Source organism: Streptomyces olivaceoviridis (assembly GCF_014650115.1).
In the GTDB taxonomy this organism is placed as follows: domain Bacteria; phylum Actinomycetota; class Actinomycetes; order Streptomycetales; family Streptomycetaceae; genus Streptomyces; species Streptomyces olivaceoviridis.
Genome location: NZ_BMUI01000014.1, coordinates 20115 through 40731, shown reverse-complemented (window position 1 = coordinate 40731; position 20617 = coordinate 20115). Strand labels below are relative to the sequence as shown.

Genomic DNA, 20617 nt, shown 5'->3' with positions numbered 1-20617 from the left:
GCAGGCTGAACCAACGCCGAACCCGGCTCGTTCTCCCCACACGACGACCTGACAGCGCGTCGGGTGCCGTCCGGGGCCGCCCCGGGCGGCCCCGGACCGCCAGAACCCGAGAGGCACCCATGAGCGCGCACGAGCACTGCCCGTACCAGGACGGCAGGGTGGTCATCGATCACGCCTTCAAGGCGGACTCCCCCGCGCGGTACGCCCGGCTCCGCCGGCTCGGCCCCATCCACCCGGCCGAGTTCCACCTCGGTCTGAAGGGCTGGGTGATCGTCGGCCACGACCTGGCCCGGGAGGCGCTGACCCATCCCGCCCTGCTCAAGGACGCCACGCCCGCCGCCGAGGCCCTGGCCGCCGCCGGATACGTCCTGCACCAGCCCTCGGTGGGGCTCGGCGCGCAGATGATGGAGGCCGACCCGCCCGAGCACACCCGGCTGCGCCGGCTGGCCTCGGCCGCCTTCACCCCCCGCCGTACGGCCGAACTGGCACCGCGCATCGAGCGGATCGCCCACGACCTGATCGACGCGATGCCGCCGTCGGGCGAGCTGGACCTCGTCGAGGCCTTCAACGCCCCGTTGCCCGCCACGGTCATCGCCGAACTCCTCGGCATCCCGCCCCGGCACCACCTGGACTTCCGCCGCTGGTCGGGGCAGGCCCTCCAGGTGGCCTCGCCCGAGCACCGCCCGGCGCTGGCCGCGCTGCACGGGCTGCTGGCCGACCTGGTCGCGGACAAACGCCGCCGTCCCCAGGACGACCTGCTGTCCGCCCTGGTGGCCGTGCGCGACGAGGAGGACGGCCGGCTCTCCGAGGAGGAACTGGTCGGCACGGCCATGATGCTGGTCGTCGCGGGCCACGAGAGCACGGTGAACCTGCTGGGCAACGCGGTGCTGGCCCTGCTGCGGCACCCCGGCCAGCTACGGCTGTTGCGCGAGCGGCCCGAGCTGGTGCCCGGCGCGGTGGAGGAGTTCCTGCGCTACGACACGTCCGTCGAGCGCTCCACGAGCCGCTACGCCTCGGAGGACCTCGAACTGGGCGGGGTGCCGGTCCCCCGGGGCAGCATGGTCGTCGTCGCTCTCGGCTCGGCCGGGCACGACGCCCCGCAGCCCGACGGCGACGACCCCGCCGTTCTCGACGTGACCCGGCCGAACGCCCGTCACCTGGCCTTCGGGCACGGCATCCACTACTGCCTCGGCGCCCCGCTCGCCCGCCTGGAGACGGCCATCGCCCTGCGCACCCTGCTGTCCCGCGTCCCCGAGCTGGAACTGGCCGTACCGCCGGACTCGCTCGACTGGATCGGTTCCGGGATCATCCGCGGCGTGCTGTCCCTTCCGGTGCGCTACCGCGTCGGCTGACGGCCCCCGGCCACCCAACCACCCACCGGCCACCGGCCACCGGCACCGGCCACCGGCATTTGGCCACCGGCATTTGGCCACCGGGCCACCGGGCCACCGGGCCACCGGGCCACCGGGCCACCGGGCCACCGGGCCAAGGGTCCCGGCCCGCGCGCCCCTGCCCGGCGCACGGAAAAGTCCCGGCCCGCGCCACAGGGGCGCGGGCCGGGACGGCACCGGTCAGGGGTGGGTCAGACGGTCCGGGTGCGCAGCTGGCGGGCCTTCCAGCCCAGCAGCAGGGCCTGGAGGATGAACCACACCCCGCCGCCCGTGGCGTAGACGGACAGCACGTCGAGCGAGGGATTGTCGCCCGCGGCCTGGACGTTGTAGACGAAGCCGACCAGGAAGGACAGCCCGCCCGAGATCAGGGTCGGCCACTGCTTGCCCAGCTCCGGACCGCGCCGCCGCAGCCCGACGGCCACCTGGGCGGCACCGGAGACGACGGCCCAGGCACCGAACACATGGAGCACCGGCGCGACGCCACCGGCCCCGGCGATACCGACCGCGATGGCGGCCAGCGTGCTGAGCGCCCCGTTGAACGCGGTGACCCGGCGCTCGGAACCGTCGGGGGTGGCGCGGTAGTCGATCAGCGAGGACACCGCGTCGATCAGCGGGTAGACGACCAGCAGGGTGATGGCCACGGCGTCGACGTTCTCATGGGCTCCGGCGAACGCCAGGGCCCACGCCACGGCCAGCACGCCGCGGCCCAGGTACAGCCTCAGCAGGGAGGAACGTCCCGTGGCCGCCGTCGGGTTCGACGGTGCCGCTGTCTGCGTGCTCATGAGGGTGGGGCCTTTCTCGGGTGGTCAGGTGGTCGGTCGTCGGGTCAGTGCCGCGACGGCAGGACGCACCGGAAGCTGGAGGCGACGGCCGGGTCGCCGTGGCCGTCGTAGCGGGACACCGACGGGTAGCTGCACAGGTCGCGGGTGACGCTCTTGTGCTCGGCGTTGATCAGGGTGGCGGGCAGCGTCCGGGGGGCCTTGCCCTTCTCGACCCAGGTGCGCAGCGCGCCGAGGTCGTCGGCCGTGGCACCGCTGCCGTTGTTGAGGCCGCAGTGCGCGGTGCCCGGGGCGAGGAAGAGACGGTAGAAGTCGTTGACCTTCTTGGCGCCGCCCAGCTCCTGCTCGACCTGCTTGCGGTACTTCACGGTGCCCTGGTCGGGGATGTACTGGTCGGCCCGGCCGTGCCAGCTCAGCAGCTTGCCGCCGGACTCGCGGAAGGCGGACAGGTCCGGGTCGTCGGTGCCGATGATCTTGTCGTACTCGGCCTCGGACTGCTTGAACAGCCGGGTGAACTCGCTGTAGGTGATCTTCGCGAGGTCGGAGGACGGCTGCTTCTGCACCCAGGTCTGGACCCACGCGGCGGGCACCGGGAAGGGGGCGCCCTTGACGTTGCCGTTCGCGTCCGGCGGGGTGACGCCGGCCAGGGCCGACAGCTCGGCCCCGATCGGGACGCCGGACCACAGCTTCTTGCCCGACGCGGTGCGCGGGCCGTCCCAGATCTTGCGGACCACGGCCGCGTCGGCCGCCGTGATCGTCAGCTCCTTGCCGTTGCACACCACCTTGGTGCCGATCAGCCGGCGCGGGTCGAAGTCGCACCGGGCCGGGTCGTTGACCAGGCCGTCCTTGACGCCGTCGAGCGGGTCACAGGCCTTGACGGCGGCGTCGGTGAAGGCCTCGAACTCGCAGGAGGTCGGGTAGGTCTTCTCGTTGTTCATGACCACCTGGGGCCACAGGGTGGCGACCTCGAACTCGTCCCAGTTGATGGCGGGCGCGTTGGCGAGGATGCCGTCGTAGTCGTCGGGGTAGCGCTGGGCCTCCATGTAGCCCTGGCGTCCGCCGGTGGAGCAGCCGTTGAAGTACGCGTAGGAGGCGGGCCTGCTGTAGAAGCCGTCGATGACGTCCTTGGCGACGACCGCGGCCTCGTGCTCGGAGCGGCTGGCGAAGTTCTTCAGCAGCGTCTTGTCGACCTTACCCTCGTCGGTCAGGGCCCAGCTGGTGTCGATGTAGGTGCCGACGCCGGCGTCGGTGGTCGCGGCGGCGTAACCGTTCTTGACCGCGGCGGCCAGGCCCGCGCCGTAGTCGCCGGCGGCGTAGGCCTGGCCGCCGATCGTCTGGAGGCGGCCGTTCCAGCCGTTCAGCGGGAGCCAGACGCGCACCTTGGCGTGGTCGCCCTGGCCCGGGTGGGTCAGCGTCACCGTCACGTCGCAGAACGCCGGTACGTCGGGGACATGCACCTCCGGCAGCGGGGTGACCGGAGGCACGTCCACGGTGCCCGCCGCGTGGCTGACCGCGGTCACGCTCTCCACCGTGGTACCGGCGGGGGCCTTCACGGGCAGCGAGCGGCAACCGAGCGGCGCGGAGGCGGTGTTCGCCGTCTCCGCGGACGCGGTCGGCACCCACAGTGCGGCGGCCAGCGGAACACCGGCCGCGAGGACAGTCAGAAGTGTGCGTCTCATTGGTTTCCATCCCGGAAGTAGTAGATGTGCGCCTGACCGCGGCGACGCAGGTGCACGGCACATGAGCTGAACATGGCTGAGGTCGGCGGGCCCCCCGCGGGCGGCGTCCGCACACGTTCATCCGCGACCTCGGTACGCGACCCGAGACGATCTCGGGCGCCGAAGACTGAGCGACACACTATCACCGGTCTAACTGGTGACGGAAGAGGGTGGGCCATATGTCTCGCGGTCATGTCTCGTACGGCCGCGGGAAGGGTTGCCCTGCGCCCGTGGTGTCACTCTGGCCGGGCGGACCACAAGACGGCCACAGTCAGTTGACGGTCCCTGGCCACGGCTCCGGGCGGGGCTGGGTCAACGGGCTGTTAGGTCATTCGACGGTCGGCCGGGCCGCCGCCCCGTCCCCGGGGATGTCCATCTCCAGCCAGACGGTCTTGCCCCGGCCGCTCGGAGAGGTGTTCCACGTGTGCGCCAACGCGTCGACCAGGTACAGGCCGCGGCCGTGTTCCGCCCGCGCGCTGCCCTCGTCGGTGAGCGAGTAGGCGGTGGGCACGGGCGGGTCGCTGTCCGAGTCCCGCACCTCCAGACGGACCCGGTCGCCGAACGCCCGCAGACGCAGGTCCACATCGCTGCCCGCGTGGATGAGCGCGTTGGTCACGAGTTCCGAGGTGATGAGTTCGAGGTCGTCCGACAGATCGGCCAGACCCCAGTCGCACAGGCACTCGTGCACGAAGCCGCGGGCCGCCCTCACCGCCCGCAGGTCACGCCGGTGGACGTGGAAACGCGCGGTCCGGGGCGCCGCGGAGTCGTCCGCCCCCTCGTAGCGGGCCAGCAGCAGCGCGGCGTCGTCGCGCCGGCCGGGGGTGTCCGCCAGCAGGCGGTCCGCCAGGATCTCCAGGTCGGCGCCCGCCCCACGGCCGTCGGCGTCCAGGCGTGCGCCGACGTCGTCGTGGTCCGGTTCGTGCACTCCGTCCGAGTAGAGCGCGAGCACGGTCCCGGGCGCGAGGGTGTGCTCCTGGGAGCGGTAGGGAGTGCGCCCGTGCAGTCCGAGCGGCACGTTGGCCGGTGCCCGCAGCGGACGGACGGTGCCGTCGGACAGCCGGGCGAGCGGCGCCGGATGCCCGGCCAGCGCCACCTCCGCCACCCCCGTCTCGGTGTCCACGGCCACCACGCAGCAGGTGGCGAGCAACTCGGTGCCCAGCCGGGGCAGCAGCCGGTCGGTGCGTTCGAGCAGCGCGGCCGGCCCGTGGCCCTCGGCGGCGTAGGCGGCCACCGAGGTGCGCAACTGGCCCATGACGGCGGCGCTCTCCAGCGTGTGACCCTCGACGTCCCCGATGACCAGCATCACGCGGTCGTCCGGCATCGTGATCACGTCGTACCAGTCCCCGCCGGCCTCGCTACCGGCCCGGGCGGGCCGGTAGCGGGCCGTGGTGGGCAGGCGGGGTGCCTCGGGGAGGACGGCGGGCAGCAGCCGCCGCTGCATGCCCTCGGCGAGCACCTGGCGCGCGGCGCTGAGCTGGATGCGCTGCACCGCCGCGCCCAGCAGCCCGGCCATCATGGTCAGCACGGCCCGCTCCTCGGGCGGGAACGTCCGCGGCCCGTCGAACGACAGGCAGCAGACCCCGACGACCGGGGCGGCGCCCGCCATCGGCAGATCGACCACGTGCCGGCTGCCGACGAGCGGCAGGTAGGCGGCGGCGTGCGGCCCGTCACCGGCGCCGTCGCGCGGCACACCGCTCGACGGGGCTCCGGGTCCGGCGTCCGAAAGGCGGCCCGCGGACGGCGGGCGGGGGGAACCCGGGACGAACAGTGCCCGTCCCCGCATCGCCCGCGCGGCGGGCGTGCCCGCGTGCAGAGCGCCGCCGTGCAGTTCGGACACCAGGTCCGAGGAGTCCCCGCTGTGGCCCAGGACCCACAGCCGGCCCTCGGCCGCCGAGGTCAGTACCAGCGCTGTGGCGCGCATCGGCGCCACGACACAGAACTCCGCCGCTCCGACGACGTGTTCCATGGTGGTCGCCCGGTTCAGCATCTCCGTCAGCCGCTGAAGGGCGTACAGCAGGGTCATCCCCGCGGAGCCGGGCACCCCCGGCACACCCCGGACGGCGACCTGCGCCCCGGCCGCGTCCGGCGGTTCGGTGCCGAACACCGGCACCAGCACGGGCAGGCTCCCGGGCGCGATCGTGGCGCCGCGGGCGTGGAGACCGGCCAGCAGGACGGCCAGCCGGTCACCGATCCGGGTGAGTCCCCGGCAGTCCGCGTCGCTGTAGCCCCCGCTGTCCTCGGTGCGCAGCACGGTCAGCGAACCGAAGCAATGCCCTTCCGCCTCCAGGGGGACCGAGGCGACGGTGTAGGGATAGGCCAGCGCCCCGTACTCCGGTTCGGCGAGCGGATCCGGTTCGGCCAGGAACGCCACACACCGCCCGGCCAGGGCGCGCGCGGAGGCGTAGGGCGAGTCGAGACCCATCCGGCCGGGAAGCGTCAGCACGGACGGCGGGCTGCCGCCGATCAGGGCGGCGCGCAGTTCCCCGCCGTCGGGTGTCAGCAGGTACACGGCCGCCGCTACGGCGTGCAGGCGGTGAGCGGCCTGGTGCACGGCACGATGCAGCACCGCCGTCAGCTCGTCGCCGGGCACTCCTGCGGTCTCGGGCCCCCGGCCGTCCGGGGACCGGACGTCAGGAGCGCTGCGGTCGTCCATGAACCCTTCCGGCCAGGTCCGCCCCTCCTCGGGGTACATGTCACACCTTGTCCGCTTCCTCGGTTTCACCGGTCACGGTACCCATCCCCTCCTCCTTCAGCCACCGGGAGTGGTACCGCTCCGCCCAGGACCGGCTGACGTACCCGGTGCGCATGCCGAGTCTCGCCTCCGGATCCTCGAACGCCCGGCGCATGTGCCCGATGAGTACGAAGGTGATGGCCCAGGCCAGGAGGTCGTGGACGAAGATCGCGCTGGTCCGGGAGATGGAGGGCAGCAGCCCCATGAACCACATCAGCAGACCGGTGAACATCATCACCAGCACGGCGCCGGCGATCCAGCCCGCGTAGATCTTCTGGCCCGCGTTGAACTTGCCGGCCGGTCGCGCCTCGGGCGCCGTACGGCGCTTGCGCACGGCCCGCAGCCACTGCCGGTCGTACACCGCGAAGCGGTTCAGCCTGCGCAGGTCCGCGCGGAAGTCGGCGGAGAGGAGCCCGAGCAGGAAGGGCAGCGGCAGCGAGATGCCCGACCACTCGTGCAGCGTGACCATCAGGTGGCGCCGCCCGACGAGCTGGGCCAGCGGCCCCAGGTACAGGCAGGCGGCGGTGACCAGGCATACGAGCATCAGGTAGCCGGTGGCCCGGTGGACCATGCGCTCCGCGGTGCTGAACCGGCGCAGACGGCCGGACGGGTCAGGCCGCGTCGCTGTGCCGGTCGGCGTCGTCGAGCCAGCCGTCGACTGCATAACCGCGTTCCTCCCAGTAGCCGGGAACGACCTTGTCGGTGACCGAGATGCCGGACAGCCACTTGGCCGACTTGTAGAAGTACATGGGGGCCACGTAGAGGCGGACCGGTCCGCCGTGCTCGTGGGTGATGGGCTTGTCCTGCATGTTCAGGGCCACCAGAACGTCCGAGCGGCGGGCCTGTTCCAGGGTGAGGCTCTCGGTGTAGGCGCCGTCGAAGCAGGTGAAGCGGATCGCCGCGCCCGGGGAGCGCACCCCGGCGGCGTCCAGGATGTCCGCCAGCCTCACCCCCTCGAAGGGTGTCTTCTCCACACGCCATCCGTCCGTGCACAGCACGTCGTGGACGACCCGGGTCTGCGGCATCGCGCGCAGCTCGTCGAGCGTGTAGGTCTTGGGCTTCTCCACCAGACCGTCGACCTTGAGTTCGTAGTTCGTCGCGTCCTTGTGCGGCACCGAGCCGACGACGCTGTAGTACCGGAAACCGCCCGGATTGGGCAGCAGACCGGTCAGGCCCGTGGCGTCGACCTGGGAGGCGGCACCGAGAAACCCCTCCCAGCCGCGCTGGAGATAGGGCGCGGCGGCGAGCCCGGCGGCGCCCGCTCCGAGCATGCCCAGCATCGCCCGCCGTCCCACCGGTGCGCCCTCGGCCCTCCGCTTCGGCTTTCCTGCCATGGTCAGTGTGCTCCTTAGGGGTGGCGACGATCCCGGTGTGGTGCGGCCGGACGGGCAGGCACCGATTCGGGCGAGCCCACACGTGTGAACACTGTCGACTACCTGTGACACCGTCACCTATTTAACTGGTGACGATGGTGGCACGGCCGTCCACGGACTGTCAACCAGGGGCACATATGCATGAATCGCCGCCGCGGGAACGCCGGACGCCGCACCTGCGCTACACTGTGAGCGACGTAGACCGTGTATCGAGGAGTCGCAGACGTGGTGGGTGAAGACGACATCTCCGGGTGAGATCCGGATCTGACGGCCACCGGCCGGTGCTCAGGAGCGCCGCCGATGTGGTCCGTTCCGTCGTACCCATTTTCCCACGTCTGCCCAGGGCAGAAGTCCATGCTCTGCCCTCAGTACCTTCGAGGTCGCCTCCATGTCCGACGCCGCCGTCGTCTGCTCGAACCTGTCCTTCGCCTGGCCCGACGACACCCCGGTCTTCCACGACCTGTCCTTCACCGTGACCACCGGCCGCACGGGTCTGGTCGCCCCCAACGGCTCCGGCAAGAGCACCCTGCTCAAGCTGATCGCCGGGGAACTCAAGCCCGCCACCGGCTCGGTGTCGGTGGCCGGCACGCTGGGCTACCTTCCCCAGAGCCTCCCCCTGACCGGCAACCTCACCGTCGCCGAGGTGCTCGGCGTCGCCGCGGTGATCCGCGCCATCGACGCCGTCGAATCCGGGGACGTGAGCGAGGAGCACTTCACCACCATCGGCGACGACTGGGACATCGAGGAGCGCACCCGCGCCCAGCTCGACCGCCTGGGCCTCGCCGACCTCACCCTGGACCGCAGCCTGAGCACGCTCAGCGGCGGCCAGGTCGTCTCCCTCGGCCTCGCCGCCCAGCTCCTCAAGCGCCCCGACGTGCTGCTGCTCGACGAGCCGACCAACAACCTCGACCTGGAGGCCCGGCACAAGCTCTACGACGTGCTCGGGGACTTCAACGGCTGCCTGCTGCTCGTCAGCCACGACCGCGCGCTGCTCGACCGCATGGAGCGCATCGCCGAACTCGGCAGCGACGAACTGCGCTTCTACGGCGGTAACTTCACGGAGTACGAGGAGGCCGTGCGCGCCGAGCAGGAGGTCGCCGAGAAGAACGTCCGCAACGCCGAGGCGGAGCTGAAGCGGGAGAAGCGGGAGATGCAGCAGGCCCGCGAGCGCGCCGAGCGCCGCGCGAGCAACGCTGCCAAGAACCTCAAGAACGCCGGTCTGCCGAGGATCTTCGCCGGCAACATGAAGCGCGGCGCGCAGGAGGCCGCGGGCAAGGCCGGCACGATGCACGCCTCCCGGGTCAGCGAGGCCAAGGCCCGCCTCGACGAGGCCGGACGCGCGCTGCGCGACGAGCAGCGCCTCACCCTGGAACTGCCCGACACCCAGGTGCCCGCCGGACGCAACCTCTTCCTCGGCGAGGGCATGCAGGTCCACCACGCGGGCAAGGCCGTGTTCGCCGACGGCGGCGTCGACCTGACCATCCGCGGCCCCGAGCGCATCGCGCTGACCGGCCCCAACGGCGCGGGCAAGACCACGCTGATGCGGCTGATCACCGGCGACCTCGCCCCGGACAGCGGGGAGATCAAGCGCAACGACGGCCGTATCGCCTACCTTTCGCAGCGCCTGGACCTGCTGGACCTGAACCGCACCGTGGCGGAGAACTTCGCCGCGTTCGCCCCCGAGCGACCCGAGGCGGAGCGGATGAACCTGCTCGCCCGCTTCCTCTTCCGCGGCGCCCGGGCCCACCTGCCGGTCGGCGTCCTGTCCGGCGGCGAACGGCTGCGCGCCACCCTGGCCTGCGTGCTGTGCGCCGAACCGGCTCCCCACCTGCTCCTGCTCGACGAGCCGACCAACAACCTCGACCTGGTCAGCGCCGGACAGCTGGAGAGCGCGCTCAACTCCTACCAGGGCGCCTTCATGGTGGTCAGCCACGACGAGCGGTTCCTCGCCGAGATCGGGGTGAACCGCTGGCTGCGGCTGGCCGACGGGGTGCTCAAGGAGACCGGGGCCCCCGCGGTGTGAGCCGCCGGTGTGTGAAGGGGCCCGCCTCCGAGGCCTTGTGCCCGGCGGGCCGACCACCGACCACCTGGGACGGTTCCCTGTGCCTCAACCCGCTCTGCTCGCCCGAGACATCGTCCGCGCTCTCGGCGGCCGTCGCGTCCTCGACGGTGTCTCCCTGACCGCCGCTCCCGGCCACCGCATCGGCCTGATCGGGGAGAACGGCGTCGGCAAGTCCACCCTGCTGCGGGTGCTGGCCGGCGTGGACGAACCCGACGCCGGGAGCGTCACCCGCCCCGGCGACCTCGGCTTCCTGCACCAGGAGATGCCCTTCGACGCCGGCTCGACCATCGCCGCGGTGCTCGACGACGCACTGCGCGAGGCCCGCGAGGACCTCGCGGAACTCGAACGGCTCGGCGAGGAGCTGGCCCGCGTCCCGGAGGACGATCCCGGCCACGCCGAACTCCTCGACACCTACGGCAGGCGGCTGGAACAGGCCCAGGACCGTGAGTCCTGGGACGCCGACCGCCGCGCCGCACTGGTGCTGGACGGCCTGGGCCTCGGCGCGCTCGGGCACGAGCGCACGCTCGGCTCACTGTCCGGCGGGCAGCGCGGCCGGCTGGCCCTGACCGCGCTGCTCGTGCGCAGGCCGTCGGCGCTGCTGCTGGACGAGCCGACCAACCACCTCGACGACACGGCCGCCGCCTTCCTGGAGGAGCAGGTCCGCGGCCTGCCCGGAACCGTGGTCATCGCCAGTCACGACCGGGCGTTCCTCGACGCGGTCTGCACCGACCTGATCGACCTCGACCCCGCGGTGGACGGCCCGGTCCGCTACGGCGGCAACTACAGCGCCTATCTGGCGGAGAAGCGCGCCGAGCGGGAGCGCTGGGAACGGCGGTACGCCGAGGAGCAGGAGGAACTGGAGGAACTGCGGCAGTCGGCGGGTGTGACCGCGCACCGGGTCGCTCCGGACCGGGGCCGCACCGACAACGAGAAGATGGGCTACGGCCACCGGGCCGGCCGGGTGCAGAACCAGATCTCCCGCCGGGTGCGCAACGCCACCCGGCGGCTGGAGGAACTGGAGCGCACCCAGGTGGCCGAGCCGCCGCGGCCCCTTCGGTTCGCGGCCGGGGAACTGGCCGCCCGCGCGGAGGAGGCCCCGCAGCCGCTGGTGGCCCTGCGGGACGTACGGGTGCCCGGCCGGCTCGCGCTGGACGCCCTGGAGGTGCAGGCGACCGACCGGCTGCTGGTCACCGGCGGCAACGGGGCGGGCAAGTCGACGCTGCTCGCCGTGCTCGCGGGACGTCTGCCGGCCGAGGGCGAGGTGCGCAGGCGGCGCCGGCTCACGGTCGGGCTGCTCACCCAGGACACCGTCTTCGACCGGCCCGAGCGTACGGTCCGCGACACGTATGAGCTGTCGCTGGGCGCGGCGCGCGCCGAGAAGGTTCCACTGGGTTCGCTCGGTCTCCTGCACGAGGCGGACCTGGACAAGCCCGTCGGCGGGCTGTCCGTGGGCCAGCGCCGTCGGCTCGCGCTGGCCCTCCTGGTGGCCCGCCCGCCCCACCTGCTGCTGCTCGACGAGCCCACCAACCACCTGTCCCCCACCCTGTGCGACGAGCTGGAGGCCGCGCTCGGCACCGGTCCCGGCGCGATCGTCCTCGCCAGCCACGACCGCTGGCTGCGGCGCCGGTGGCAGGGCCGCGAGATCCGGCTGGAGCCCGGAAGCGGAGAGCGGGAGAACACGGCGGCGGCCCGTTCCCGGTCCTGACCCGGGCGTACCGCACCGGGCGCGGGGGCCTCGGACGGATGCGGGGGCGCCGGACCTGACGCCGGTCGTCGCCCCGGTCGCGGCATGCCGGGCGCCCCACGCCCGGTGCTGCCGTCCTCTTCACGCGGGGTGCCCTGTGACCTGGGTCCGGTGCGGTACCGTGATCACGCCCGGCCAGTCGGCACCGCCCTGGACGGTGACGCTTCTTGCGTTCCATGGCAGTCACCTGTCAAGATGGTGATGTGAACCTTGACCATGTCTTCGTATGCGGGCACCCGGCCCTCGACTTCGCGGCCACTCTCCGTGCCCGGCGCTCGACCCGGTTCGAGATGTTCGTGACGCCGGACCGGCTGAACGCCTGGTACCTGGAGTCCGGACTCGTGGACACGATCACACCTGGCGACGAGGAAGACGTCCGCGAGGCGACGACCGTGCGCGAGGCCGTCTACCGCCTCGTCACCAACCGCCGCCTCGGTGAGGAGTTCGACCGCGAGGCACTCGCCGTGGTGAACGGCGCCGCGCGCAAGACGCCGGTGACGCCGCAGCTCACCATGGCCGGGCGGCACAACGAGGCGACCCCCGGGCAAGCCCTGGCGACCGTCGCGCGGCAGGCCGTCGAACTGCTCAGCGGCCCGGACGTCCCCCTGATGAAGGAGTGCGGCAACCCGGAGTGCACGCGGGTCTACATCGACCGCTCCCGGGGCATGCGGCGCCAGTGGTGCGGCATGGAGTCCTGCGGCAACAAGATCAAGGCCGCCGCCTACCGCGCGCGGAAGAAGACCGCGCCCGCCATGCCCGTGCGATGACCCGCTGACCCGGGCCCCGCCCGGGTCCGGCGGACGCGGGTTCGGTTCAGTCGGCCGCCAGGGCCTTGAGCGTCCTGCGGAATCTGCTCATCAGCATCCCCCGGGTCCAGCGCACGGAGGGCGGCAGGCCGCCGTACAGCCGGTCCCGGCCGGGAAGGGGCTCGGGGTGCTCCAGGAGGCCGAGGACCAGATGCGGGCCGCCGCGCGAAACGGAGTCGGCCAGTGCCTTGCGTAGCCCCGCGACGCCCTCGTCCGGGGCGACCGGGATCAGCCCCCTGAGCAGCGGCTCCTCCACGCCGAAGCGTTCGGCCAGCAGGTCCCGGATCCGGTACGAGGCGAGCGTCCCCTCCCGCATCGCGCGCCCCCAGCTCACCGAGCCGCCGACCCGGCGCTCCTCGGCGATCCGCCCGATCACGCTCTCCAGTTCGTCGAGCGTCTCGCCCAGTGCGTCGGCGTCCTCGGCCAGCCGGTCGAGTCGGCGGACCCTTCCGGGGAACCGTTCGCGCACCACCGGCCAGAACAGTTCGTCCTTGCCCTGGTGAAAGTGGCGCACGAAGTCGACGAACCACTGCACGGTCGCCACCAGCGTCTTCGTGTCGACGGCGGCACCGCCCGCCAACTGCGTGAAGGACCCGAGGACGAGCTGCGCGCCCCGGGTCATGATGCCGTGTACGGCACACAGTTCCTCGAAGAGACGGGTGCCATCTCTGACCGGCACCTGCGTGGCGGACATCCGTAGACCTTTCTTACCGTTTCCGTGCCGGGAGGCGAGGACGGCGACCCGGCGGACCGGCAGCGGGCAGTCGCTCAGGGCGGACCGGGGACGCTGTCGGCCGGTGGGCGTGTTCGATCGAACGAGGGAGAGCCGGCCCTCCGGTACGCACGCGGATCACCGGACCGACTGATCACGGAACGTACCACAGAGACACGTGTCAGAAGATCCTGTGGCGAAGAAGTGTTTCGGGTGGAGAAATTTGGCCGGAAGTAGGCCACACCCGGCCGGTCGCTGGAGAAACGAACGGGCAGGCCCGCCCTCATCAGGGGGGTGCGGAACACCTCACAGGTACAGGGCGCGATGGCTGCGGTAGGCGAACGTGTCACCGGAGCTGAGGATGGTCACGATGTCCTCGCAGTAGCGCCGGTACTCCGTCTCCTCCTCGGCCGGCAGGGTCACGGAGCCGGTCCGGCCCTGGCGCGCGGCCTGCCGCAGGGTGTCCAGGAGCCGCTGCGGCTGCGGAAGCAGCAGGACCTCCATGACGCGCCGGAAGACATCGACGAGGGTGTCCTCCCGTTCGGGCCGGTCGGCACCCGCTTCGGCGTCCGCCCGGCCCGGGACGGCCCGCTGGGTCCTGCCGGCCGCGACGAACAGGTCGAGGCAGGCCGTCAGGTGTCCGAGGTCGGCCGCGGTCACCTCGATCGGGTAGAGACTCGTCAGCTGGGTGCCGCCCGCGCTGTAGAGGGTGTACCCGGCCGGCTCGCCCGGGGCAGGCTCGGCGGACGTGTCCGCGGCGTGCCACTGGGACCACAGCGGCAGTTTCAGCAGCACCTGCACCCAGCTGTCGTAGGCATCCGCGATGACCCGCTCGTCGTCGGACTCCAGGCCCGCGCTGTGGAGCAGGTAGAGGCGGCGGAGAAGCGGCTCTTCAAGGCTCTCGAACCTGGCGAAGAACACGGGGTCGTCGGGGACCAGTACGTACAAGGGGGCTCCTCCTCTCACCGGCCGGCCGGCGGAGCAGGCGCCCGTAGCGGCCTCCCAGGCGATGGAAGCCCGTCATGAGAACGAACGGTGCGGGCTTCCCCATGGTTCACCTGCCGCCCTCGCGCAGCCGGCGTCCCGGCACACACACGTGTGGGCGGTGCGGCCCGAGAACCTCCGGCTGTCACCTCGACATGATCCACCATGACGGACGGATCCACACCCCCGCGGCCACCGCACGGTACTCCTCCCACCAATCCGTCACCGCCTTGACCGGTGACGCGATGAGAGGCATGATGATTCCGTCCCCATTGGCGACGCCGGGTGAGGTGCACATGCCGGTCATACAGGGTTCGCTCGCGCGCGCCGGGCGCCCGCGTTCGACAGGTCGACCCGCGCACTGCCATCGTCATGTGACGCACCGAAGACCCGGACGGCCCGGGAACGGCAAGTCGGCAGACTGATACACCGACGGCCACCGGCTGCCATGCTTGCCCCGTGACTCCCCGCCCCGGAACGGACGGACTGGCCGGACGGCATGGCCTGTAGTAAAGTCGGACCCTAAACGGACTACGGGGTCCACTTACGGGCATACCGTGGCAGAGGTGTCTCCGCTTCCCGGTGCCGCGACACGGCGGACGGTCGGGGCAGCACCCTTCGTGCGACCGAACACGTCAACCGACAGTGGTGGGTTCCGGACACGCCCGTCCCGTGCACCCGTTCCACTGCCCGCTCCTCCGGGGTTCCATGGCATGTCCGAGGTTTCTCAGGCATGTCGGCGCGTGCCCTCGCGGCGGACGGCCTCGTCCCGGACCGGAGCGGTGACCCCATCGGACGGGCGACCAACGGCACGACGTGAGAATGACGAGGCCAGCGGCGAGATGGACGCGACAGTGCGCTACTCAATCCTCGGCACCGTGCGGGCATTGCGTGGTGACACCGAGATCGACCTGGGTCCCCCGAAACGACTGGCCCTGCTCGCCCTGTTGCTGCTGCGCGCCCCCGGCCCGCTCACGGTGGGCGAAGCCGTGGACATCCTGTGGGACGACGAGCCACCGGCCAGCGCCGTCAACGTGGTGCACCGGCACATCGGCGCGCTGCGCAGAACGCTCGAACCCGAACTGCGCAGCAGGACGCACGCGACACACCTGGTGCGTGCCGCCGACGGATACCGCCTGCTGGTCGACACCTCGACCTCGGACCTGCTGCACTTCCGTGACCTGCGCGCGCAGGCACAGCTCGCGCTCAGGGGCGGCGCGCCGGCGCAGGCCGCACAGGACTTCATGGAGGCGCTGCGGCTGTGGCGCGGTCCGGCCGTCGCCGCCGGCACCCATGTGGCCCGGCACCCGGTGTTCACGTCGGTGGGGCACGAGTTCGTCGCGACGGTGAAGGAGGCGGCCGACGCCGTCCTCACGGCGGCGCCCGCGCTGACCGAGGAAGTGCTGACGATGCTGCGCCGCGCCGTGGAGTGCCACCCCTTCGACGAGGCCCTGCACTGCCGGATCATCGCCGCACTGGCCGCCAGCGGCCGGCAGGCGGCGGCCCTGGAGCAGTTCGAGAGCATCCGCCGAGGGCTGGCCGACGAACTGGGCGTCGAACCCGGGCCCGAACTGCGCGCCGCCCAGCAACACCTGCTCCAGCGCCGGATCACCGGCAGTACGGACCCTTTCGCACCACAGCCCGTGGGTGCCGGCAGGCCGGCCCAGTTGCCCGCGGACTGCCTGTCCTTCGCGGGCCGTGAGCAGGCACTGGGCCAGTGCCTGGAGCTGCTTCCGCTGGAGGGTGAGAACCGGCCGCCCACGATGACCGCGGCCATCTGCGGCATGGCGGGTGTCGGCAAGACGACGCTGGCCGTGCACTGGGGCCACCTGGTGGCCGACCACTTCCCCGACGGCCAGATCTACGTGGACCTCCAGGGTCACCACCCGTCCCAGGCCCCCCTGGAAGCAGGCGCGGCCATCGCCGAGGTCCTCGACGCGCTCGGTGTGGAGAACAACCAGTCGTACCCGAGTGCCGCCGCCCTCGGCTCCGCCTACCGCAGTGCCCTGGCCGGACGCCGGCTGCTGCTCGTCCTGGACGACGCGGCGGACTGCGAACAGGTACGGCCCCTCCTGCCCGCCACGCCGGGATGCCTCGCGATCGTCACGAGCCGGCGGCGGCTGGAGGGCCTCGCCGTCACCGACAACGCCCGGATCATCACCCTCGACCCCATGACCCGGCAGGAGGGTCTCGAACTGCTCGACCGGCGACTGGGCACGAACCGGACCCGTGCCGAGCGCGCCGCCGCGGAGGAGCTGGTGGAGTTGTGCGGCGGACTGCCGCTGGCACTGGCCGTCGCCGCCGCCCGTGCCCTGACGCACCCGCAGTTCCCGCTGGCCTCGCTCACGGCCAGACTGCGGGACACGGCCGACTGCCTCGACGCTCTGTCCAGCCGGGACGCCCGCACGAGCACCCGCGACGCCTTCCACCGCTCCTACGACGCTCTGAGCAGCAGCGCCGCGAGACTGTTCCGGCTGCTCGGCCTGCACCCCTCGCGGGACATCGCCCTTCCGGCCGCCGCCAGCCTGGCCGGCACCGATCTGCGCAGGACCCGGCAGGACGTGGCCGAGCTGATGGACCACCACTTCCTCGTCGAGCTGGTCGCCGGGCGGTACACCTGTCACGAACTGCTGCGCACCTACGCCGCGGAACTCAGCTCGCTCCTGGATTCGCCGAGTGCCCGGTCGGACGCGGTCGCCCGGATGGTCGAGCACTATCTGTACAGCGCCGAGGCCGCCACGGCGCTGCTGGCACCGCACCGCAGCACCGTGATCCTGCCGCCGCCGCGGCCGGGTGTCCGCCCCCAGCACTTCGCCGGACGCTCGGACGCCGCCGAGTGGATCGTCGCCGAGCGGTACCTGCTGCCCGAACTCGCCCGCTCGCTGGGTCACTACCCGAGAGGCGAGGCCTTCCGGCGCCAACTGACCTCGGCACTGGAGATGTGCGTCACCACGCAGTAGAGGTCGTCGTCGGGGATGCGGGGATCGGGATCGGCCCCGGGGCGGAGAAGCGACGCTGTCCACGCCCCGGAGCCGGGAGAGACAACGATGTCTAAGCCGCCTCGGGTCGTACGACCGCGCGCAGCTTGCGCAGCGCGTTGTGCTGGCGGCTCTTGACCGTGCCGGCCGGCACCCCGAGGATGCCCGCGGTTTCCTGGATGGTGCGGTCACACAGGTAGATGTGGACCAGCACGGCCCGGTGTTCGGGAGACAGCCGGCGCAGCAGCGGCCTGACCACCAGGGCGTCGTGCACCGCCTCGGTGCCGTCGGTGCGCGACACCGGGTCGTTGTAGGTGTCTCCGAGGACTTCCCGTCGGGCATGGGGCTTGCGCACCCAGTCGATGACCAGATGCCGGGTCACCGTGAAGAGCCAGCCGCGGACCGAGCCCTCCATCCCGATCAGACGGTCGATGTTCCGCCAGGCCCGGATGATGGCCTCCTGGACGATGTCCTCGGCCAGTCCGTGGTCACCCAGCATCTTCTCGGCGTACGAGACAAGGCCGTCCCGGTGTTCCCTCATGATCGTGCCGAGCAGGTCGGACCGGGACATAGCCGTGAGGGGCGTAGCCATAGTGTTCTGAACCATCCTGGTTCTCTGTTGTGCGGCGACCGGGGGCCGGATGTAACCCCCGCATTCGCACTGTAGGCAGCGGCGAGTGCCAGAAAACTGCTGCATTTGTGTCGCCGCGGTGCCGTGTCCCCGTCCGGCCGGAACATGTGGGCGTACGTTGTCCGGGGCGGGCCGGAAAACCCCTTCTCACCAGGTGGTTTCCGTTCCCGACGGTCATTCCCGGTCTTAACAGAATCCAAACATGTGCGAGCGGTGAGTTGTATGTCACGTGCGTCGAGCCGCCTTGACCCGCCGAACGGCGCGGTGGTCCAAGGTAAACACATGTGCGTGTCGTGGGACAATCGGGTGGAGAGTGTGGGGGCTCGCTCGGATCCGGCCACAGGTGTGACACTGTCTGCTCGACACGCGATGCGCGCGGCACGGTGCGGACCCCTCGGGCCACCGGAGCCGACGGCGCCGGTCATGAACGCGTGTTTCCAGTGAGACAGCGCGCCGGCCCGGCCCGGACTCGCCGGCCCCTGCCGGCGCGCTGCGGATCCACCTGAAAGGTTTGACCCACATGCGCAAGAACCTGCTGCGCCTGGGAGTGACCATGGCCGCTGCCGCCGGCCTCTCCCTCGGCGCGGGCACCGCGTTCGCCACACCGGCCGGTCCCGGTGTGAAGGGCACGATCATCTCCCAGACGACGTCCGGCGGGAAGGACTACATCCTCCGGCAGATCACCATTCCCCCGGGCCAGAGCACGGGCTGGCACTACCACGACGGAACCGTCTACGGCTTCGTCCAGCACGGCACCCTGAGCCACTTCGACTCCGGCTGCGCCTCCGACGGCGTGTACCGCACCGGCAGCGGCATCACGGAGCCGGCCGGCGCCGACCACGTGCACATCGGCCGCAACCTCGGTACGACCGACGTCGTCCTCGACGTGCTCTACGTCCTGCCGCACGGCGCCCCGCTGTCGGAGGACGCCCCCAACCCGGGCTGCGACTTCCAGTAGGACCAGCCCCCGCCCGGCTCACGGGTACACAAGCCCGCCGCGGCAGCACGCCGTGGCGGGCGCGCCGTACGAGGAGGCCGGCGGCCGGGTCAGCCGGCCGCCGGCGACCAGGAGCGGAACACCGCGGCCTGGCCGTGGATCCTGCCACGGGCGTCCATCAGATCCCACATGGTCACGTCCTCTATCCAGAAGGGGCGGCCGCCCTTGCCGACACGGATCCCCCGGTAGCCGGTGGCGTAGTGGTCGGCCCGCACGGCGCGCACGAAGGCGTCCCGGTCCTGCCGGCCGTCCGGGCGCGCGGACAGCCGGGACGGCATGCCGACGAACTCGTCCCAGGAGTATCCGAAGCGCTCCTGCGCCGTGCTGTTGGCGTAGACGAAGAGCGGATCGGCGGAGGTGTCGTGCGCGAGCAGGCCGAACGGCGCCCGGTCGTGCAGCCATCGCGCGGCCTCCCGATCGGTGTCCCACCGCGCCGGGCACAGCGGCTCGCCCACCAGCCGCAGATGGCTGGCGAGCAGCAGGGCGGCGAACGCGGGGGCGGTGGCCGGCCTGTTCAGCGTCATCGGCGTGCCGCCGTCATCGAGGGATGTCATCGAGGTTCACCTGTTCCTTCGTCTGGCACGGGCCGGCGTCCGGCCCGGCGGTGTGGCACCGCGCTGTCGGACCACGGGAGGCCCTCCTCCGGCGTCGCGCCCCCCGAGGCCCCGCGCGCCCTCGACCGTGTGTGGCGGACCAGGCTGTCGGCCCCCCTGCGCCCGGAGGCCCAGCTCTCGCAGGTGCCTCGCGGCGGAGACCGCCGCGAGGCGACCGCGACCGTCCGCGACACGGGCTGCGCGGATGCTCCGGCTCTCCCTGCCGGACGCCGAGTACGGCGGCCGGTGCTGCCCCGCTTCCCGACGACGACCGTGGCCGCTGTGCGGTGGGACGCGCGCGATCACGCCGTCCTGGCCGGCCACCGCCCTCGCCCCGGGCCGGCCGAAGCTGCGGGCCGAGGGGTGCGACACGCCTCCGGTCATGGTGCGCGGCTGAGCACCCGGAAGCCCGCGCCGCCGGTCACCCCGGCGGCGCGGGCCCTCATGTGTCGATCACACGCGCCGCTCGTAGGACGCCCACGCGATGTGCGACTCGTGCAGGGTCACGGCCACCTCGTGGATCCCCCGGGCACCCTCTCCCAGTGCTCCCGCCTGGATCCGCTCCACCAGACGGTCGGCGATCACCTTGGCGAGGTATTCCGTCGACGTGTTGATCTGCTGGAACTGCTCCTCGTCATCGAGGTTGCGGTAGTTGAGCGCGCCGACCACCTTGCCGAGTTCCGCGGTGGCGAGACCGATGTCGACGACGATGTTGTCGTCGTCCAGGTCGGGGCGCCGGAACGTCGCGTCCACGACGAACGTCGCACCGTGCAGCCGCTGGGCGGGCCCGAAGACCTCACCACGGAAGCTGTGGGCGACCATCATGTGGTCACGTACGGTGATGCTGAACAAGAGTCCTCCAAGGTGGGGCCCGGGACCGGCGCGACAACATACCTGGCGCACCTGTGACGGAGATGTTTCCATACCTGGCCGCGGACCAGTGAAGGACGTTCACGGTTCCCCCGGCATGTGAACCAAGTGCGCCGCTGACTCGTGTCCATCATGTGTCCCACGGCCCGGCTCCGCCGTCGGAGATCGCCGGGCCCGGACGCGAAGGACGCCCGGAACGTGTCCGCGGCGGACGCGGCCCGCCCGGCCGCTTCGAGGTCATGCCGCCT

16 protein-coding genes are annotated in these 20617 nt (G+C 71.9%); 6 read left to right on the top strand and 10 right to left on the bottom strand.

Features of this window, described 5'->3' with window-relative positions; genetic code table 11:
- Positions 1-119 precede the first annotated feature (119 nt).
- Positions 120-1352: a cytochrome P450 family protein gene (locus tag IE273_RS25050; protein ID WP_189817425.1), complete on the top strand. Its 1233-nt coding sequence runs from the start codon at positions 120-122 to the stop codon at positions 1350-1352.
- A 230-nt stretch (positions 1353-1582) separates the two neighbouring features.
- Here the strand turns inward: IE273_RS25050 and IE273_RS25045 are convergent, their stop codons facing one another.
- The 5 genes from IE273_RS25045 to IE273_RS25025 all read right to left on the bottom strand — a co-directional run bounded on the left by IE273_RS25045 (position 1583) and on the right by IE273_RS25025 (position 7953).
- Entirely contained in the window at positions 1583-2173 is a 591-nt protein-coding gene (locus IE273_RS25045) for a DUF308 domain-containing protein (RefSeq protein WP_189817424.1), read from the bottom strand.
- Between the two features lie 44 nt (positions 2174-2217).
- On the bottom strand, positions 2218-3849 hold the full coding sequence (locus IE273_RS25040) for a tannase/feruloyl esterase family alpha/beta hydrolase (protein ID WP_189817423.1): 1632 nt from the start codon (positions 3847-3849) through the stop codon (positions 2218-2220).
- A 367-nt stretch (positions 3850-4216) separates the two neighbouring features.
- The gene (locus IE273_RS25035; RefSeq protein WP_189817422.1) at positions 4217-6580 is read right to left on the bottom strand and encodes a SpoIIE family protein phosphatase; all 2364 of its coding nucleotides are present in this window, start codon (positions 6578-6580) and stop codon (positions 4217-4219) included.
- A 1-nt stretch (position 6581) separates the two neighbouring features.
- Complete coding sequence (locus IE273_RS25030; protein ID WP_189817421.1) at positions 6582-7283, bottom strand: cytochrome b/b6 domain-containing protein; 702 nt, start codon at positions 7281-7283, stop codon at positions 6582-6584.
- Positions 7231-7953 carry a molybdopterin-dependent oxidoreductase gene (locus IE273_RS25025; RefSeq protein ID WP_189817420.1) on the bottom strand — a complete coding sequence of 241 codons (723 nt, stop codon included), beginning with the start codon at positions 7951-7953 and terminating at the stop codon, positions 7231-7233. Before IE273_RS25025 ends, IE273_RS25030 begins: the two co-directional genes overlap by 53 nt.
- 427 nt (positions 7954-8380) lie before the next feature.
- Here IE273_RS25025 and abc-f point away from each other — a divergent pair, with 427 nt between their 5' ends.
- The 3 genes from abc-f to IE273_RS25010 all read left to right on the top strand — a co-directional run bounded on the left by abc-f (position 8381) and on the right by IE273_RS25010 (position 12565).
- Positions 8381-10015 (top strand): ribosomal protection-like ABC-F family protein, encoded by a 1635-nt coding sequence (gene abc-f, locus IE273_RS25020; protein WP_189817419.1) that lies wholly within the window; start codon positions 8381-8383, stop codon positions 10013-10015.
- Positions 10016-10094: 79 nt separating this feature from the next.
- A complete protein-coding gene (locus IE273_RS25015; RefSeq protein ID WP_189817418.1) occupies positions 10095-11759 on the top strand; it encodes an ABC-F family ATP-binding cassette domain-containing protein in 1665 nt (554 codons plus the stop codon).
- 242 nt (positions 11760-12001) lie between these two features.
- Complete coding sequence (locus IE273_RS25010) at positions 12002-12565, top strand: CGNR zinc finger domain-containing protein (protein WP_189817417.1); 564 nt, start codon at positions 12002-12004, stop codon at positions 12563-12565.
- Between the two features lie 46 nt (positions 12566-12611).
- On the opposite strand, the gene IE273_RS25005 is transcribed toward IE273_RS25010, so the two are convergent.
- Both IE273_RS25005 and IE273_RS25000 read right to left on the bottom strand, forming a co-directional pair.
- Positions 12612-13298 (bottom strand): hemerythrin domain-containing protein, encoded by a 687-nt coding sequence (locus IE273_RS25005; RefSeq protein ID WP_189817416.1) that lies wholly within the window; start codon positions 13296-13298, stop codon positions 12612-12614.
- A gap of 324 nt (positions 13299-13622) precedes the next feature.
- Positions 13623-14264 carry a hypothetical protein gene (locus tag IE273_RS25000; protein WP_189817415.1) on the bottom strand — a complete coding sequence of 214 codons (642 nt, stop codon included), beginning with the start codon at positions 14262-14264 and terminating at the stop codon, positions 13623-13625.
- 890 nt (positions 14265-15154) lie between these two features.
- Between IE273_RS25000 and IE273_RS24995 the strand changes: the two genes are divergently transcribed.
- Positions 15155-17260 (top strand): AfsR/SARP family transcriptional regulator, encoded by a 2106-nt coding sequence (locus tag IE273_RS24995; protein ID WP_229887489.1) that lies wholly within the window; start codon positions 15155-15157, stop codon positions 17258-17260.
- A 91-nt stretch (positions 17261-17351) separates the two neighbouring features.
- On the opposite strand, the gene IE273_RS24990 is transcribed toward IE273_RS24995, so the two are convergent.
- Complete coding sequence (locus IE273_RS24990) at positions 17352-17849, bottom strand: sigma-70 family RNA polymerase sigma factor (protein WP_189817413.1); 498 nt, start codon at positions 17847-17849, stop codon at positions 17352-17354.
- A 580-nt stretch (positions 17850-18429) separates the two neighbouring features.
- Between IE273_RS24990 and IE273_RS24985 the strand changes: the two genes are divergently transcribed.
- A complete protein-coding gene (locus IE273_RS24985) occupies positions 18430-18867 on the top strand; it encodes a cupin domain-containing protein (RefSeq protein WP_189817412.1) in 438 nt (145 codons plus the stop codon).
- A gap of 89 nt (positions 18868-18956) precedes the next feature.
- Here the strand turns inward: IE273_RS24985 and IE273_RS24980 are convergent, their stop codons facing one another.
- Positions 18957-19460: an MEKHLA domain-containing protein gene (locus IE273_RS24980; RefSeq protein WP_189817411.1), complete on the bottom strand. Its 504-nt coding sequence runs from the start codon at positions 19458-19460 to the stop codon at positions 18957-18959.
- Between the two features lie 492 nt (positions 19461-19952).
- On the bottom strand, positions 19953-20351 hold the full coding sequence (locus IE273_RS24975) for a 6-pyruvoyl trahydropterin synthase family protein (RefSeq protein WP_189817410.1): 399 nt from the start codon (positions 20349-20351) through the stop codon (positions 19953-19955).
- Positions 20352-20617 lie beyond the last annotated feature (266 nt).

Coding starts and splice junctions, on each gene's coding strand:
- IE273_RS25040 (WP_189817423.1), bottom strand. CDS start 3,849: ATGAGACGCACACTTCTGACTGTCCTCGCGGCCGGTGTTCCGCTGGCC.
- IE273_RS25045 (WP_189817424.1), bottom strand. CDS start 2,173: ATGAGCACGCAGACAGCGGCACCGTCGAACCCGACGGCGGCCACGGGA.
- IE273_RS25050 (WP_189817425.1), top strand. CDS start 120: ATGAGCGCGCACGAGCACTGCCCGTACCAGGACGGCAGGGTGGTCATC.
- IE273_RS25005 (WP_189817416.1), bottom strand. CDS start 13,298: ATGTCCGCCACGCAGGTGCCGGTCAGAGATGGCACCCGTCTCTTCGAG.
- IE273_RS25025 (WP_189817420.1), bottom strand. CDS start 7,953: ATGGCAGGAAAGCCGAAGCGGAGGGCCGAGGGCGCACCGGTGGGACGG.
- IE273_RS25035 (WP_189817422.1), bottom strand. CDS start 6,580: ATGTACCCCGAGGAGGGGCGGACCTGGCCGGAAGGGTTCATGGACGAC.
- abc-f (WP_189817419.1), top strand. CDS start 8,381: ATGTCCGACGCCGCCGTCGTCTGCTCGAACCTGTCCTTCGCCTGGCCC.
- IE273_RS25030 (WP_189817421.1), bottom strand. CDS start 7,283: ATGCAGTCGACGGCTGGCTCGACGACGCCGACCGGCACAGCGACGCGG.
- IE273_RS24990 (WP_189817413.1), bottom strand. CDS start 17,849: ATGTCCCGGTCCGACCTGCTCGGCACGATCATGAGGGAACACCGGGAC.
- IE273_RS24980 (WP_189817411.1), bottom strand. CDS start 19,460: ATGACATCCCTCGATGACGGCGGCACGCCGATGACGCTGAACAGGCCG.
- IE273_RS24985 (WP_189817412.1), top strand. CDS start 18,430: ATGCGCAAGAACCTGCTGCGCCTGGGAGTGACCATGGCCGCTGCCGCC.